This is a genomic window from Ruegeria sp. HKCCA4812 (genome assembly GCF_013034245.1).
Taxonomy (GTDB): Bacteria; Pseudomonadota; Alphaproteobacteria; order Rhodobacterales; family Rhodobacteraceae; genus Ruegeria.
In genome coordinates, this window is the sequence record NZ_WQFQ01000025.1 from 1 (window position 1) to 1,673 (window position 1,673).

Consider the following 1,673-nt stretch of genomic DNA (forward strand, 5'->3'; position numbering starts at 1 on the left):
ACTCAGATGAAGATGACGACGGAAGAGGCGTTTGTTAAGGTTTTGCAGATGCACGGGATTGAGCATGCGTTCGGGATCATTGGATCCGCGATGATGCCGATCTCGGACTTGTTCCCGAAGGCCGGGATCATGTTCTGGGACTGTGCGCATGAAGGCAGCGCGGGGATGATGGCGGATGGCTACACCCGCGCCACCGGCAAGATGTCGATGATGATCGCGCAGAACGGCCCCGGCATCACCAATTTCGTGACCGCCGTAAAAACCGCCTATTGGAACCACACGCCGCTGCTGCTGGTCACGCCGCAGGCGGCGAACAAGACCATCGGTCAGGGCGGTTTCCAGGAAGTCGAGCAGATGAAGCTGTTCGAGGACATGGTTGCCTATCAGGAAGAGGTCCGCGACCCGACCCGCGTCACCGAGGTTCTGAACCGCGTGATCATGAAAGCCAAGCGCGCCAGCGCCCCGGCCCAGATCAACATCCCGCGTGACATGTGGACCCAGGTGGTTGATGTTGATCTGCCCGCCATCGTCGATTTCGAACGCCCTGCGGGCGGCGAAACCGCCGTGGCGCAGGCGGCCGAGCTGCTGTCGACCGCCAAAAACCCGGTGATCCTGAACGGTGCGGGCGTGGTTCTGTCCAAGGGCGGGATCGAGGCCTCGAAGGCGCTGGCCGAGCGTCTGGATGCGCCGGTCTGCGTGGGCTATCAGCACAACGACGCCTTCCCCGGCAGCCACCCTCTGTTTGCCGGCCCGCTGGGCTATAACGGCTCGAAAGCCGGGATGGAGCTGATCAGCGAGGCCGATGTTGTTCTGTGCCTCGGCACCCGTCTGAACCCGTTCTCGACCCTGCCGGGCTATGGCATGGAATACTGGCCGGCCGAGGCCAAGATCATCCAGGTCGACATCAACCCCGACCGGATCGGCCTGACCAAGAAGGTCACCGTGGGCATCGTGGGAGACGCGGCCAAGGTGGCGACCGGCATCCTGAACCAGCTGAGCGATACCGCGGGCGACGAGGGCCGCGACGCGCGCAAGGCGAAGATCGCCGAGAAGAAGTCCCGTTGGGCCCAGCAGCTGAGCAGCATGGACCACGAGGATGATGATCCGGGCACCACCTGGAACCAGCGCGCCCGCGCGGCCAAGCCCGACTGGATGAGCCCCCGCATGGCGTGGCGCGCCATTCAGGCGGCGCTGCCGAAAGAGGCGATCATCAGCTCGGATATCGGCAACAACTGCGCCATCGGCAACGCCTATCCGTCCTTCGAGGCGGGCCGCAAATACCTGGCGCCGGGCCTGTTCGGGCCCTGTGGCTATGGCCTGCCGGCCATCGTCGGCGCCAAGATCGGCTGCCCGGACGTGCCGGTCGTGGGCTTTGCCGGTGACGGCGCCTTCGGCATCGCGGTGAACGAACTGACCGCGATCGGCCGCGAGGAATGGCCTGCCGTGACCCAGATCGTCTTCCGCAACTATCAGTGGGGCGCGGAAAAGCGCAACTCGACCCTGTGGTTTGACGACAACTTCGTGGGCACCGAGCTGGACACCAAAGTGTCTTACGCCGGTATCGCGCAGGCCTGTGGTCTGAAGGGCGTCGTGGCCCGCACCCAGGACGAGCTGACCGCGGCGCTGAACCAGGCGATCGAGGATCAGAAGAACGGCATCACCACGCTGATCGA

At 64.3% G+C, this 1,673-nt stretch carries 1 protein-coding gene; it reads left to right on the forward strand.

Annotation, left to right across the window (positions count from 1 at the left end; genetic code table 11):
• Window positions 1-6: 6 nt before the first annotated feature.
• A partial coding sequence (gene xsc, locus GOW04_RS21745) for a sulfoacetaldehyde acetyltransferase (protein ID WP_171233994.1) occupies window positions 7-1,673 on the forward strand: 1,667 nt, incomplete at its 3' end.